1 protein-coding gene is annotated in these 627 nt (G+C 58.4%); it reads right to left on the bottom strand.

Translation table 11 applies throughout. The features are described from left to right. Window positions 1-312: hypothetical protein (locus tag BQ17_RS22515; RefSeq protein WP_218068186.1), on the bottom strand; the 312-nt coding region annotated here is incomplete at its 3' end. Window positions 313-627: the final 315 nt, after the last annotated feature.

Here is a 627-nt window from a genome sequence, read left to right as displayed (position 1 = left end):
GATACGCGTACAGCAGCGCCGAAATCCGTAAGAGCGGTTTCGAAAGCCGTCTGAAAGACGGCGGTCCCAGCCTGACTCGCAGCCCTGGAGCGCCGACATCCTGTCGGCTTGGGATGTTGGGACCAATGCTTGGAACGGCAGGTTGGCCCTTCCCAACCAAAACAGGACATTAAGGTGAAACCGGATGCAACTCGGAAACAACAAAGTTAGAACACCACCGATGGTCTGGGCATCGAGCCCCAAGAGGTGGTGCACGAAATCGGTCGTCAGCCGCTTGAGCAGATCACGGCTGATGATGTCTTTGGCGGTCATGCGGTCATACGGATAAGCTACCACGGCAGTGCGGTGGTTTCGACCAGGGTTGTTTCCCTATCAGGACAACCGCATGATAACGCGATCCTTTGGAGTGCGGCGGCAGCCTTATTACCCCAGTATTTGCCAGAACCCACGGAGCCTGGTGTGACCACGGCGTTGGCCGAGTGGCACACACCCGCCGCCGCTTTGGATTCGAGCTGTCTGATGACCGCCGTGCTCATTCCAGACCAAGACACTTCAGGCAAAGAAAAGCGCCGTCGCCGCGGCGCGTGGGGAACTCAGCGCCCAAGCCTCCGGCAAATACCGATGGTA

Origin of the sequence: Candidatus Thiosymbion oneisti (genome assembly GCF_900092655.1) — a bacterium.
GTDB classification, from domain to species: Bacteria; Pseudomonadota; Gammaproteobacteria; order Chromatiales; family Chromatiaceae; genus Thiosymbion; species Thiosymbion oneisti.
Note: the sequence above shows the minus strand (reverse complement) of the source record. Positions and strands in the feature narration are given on the sequence as shown.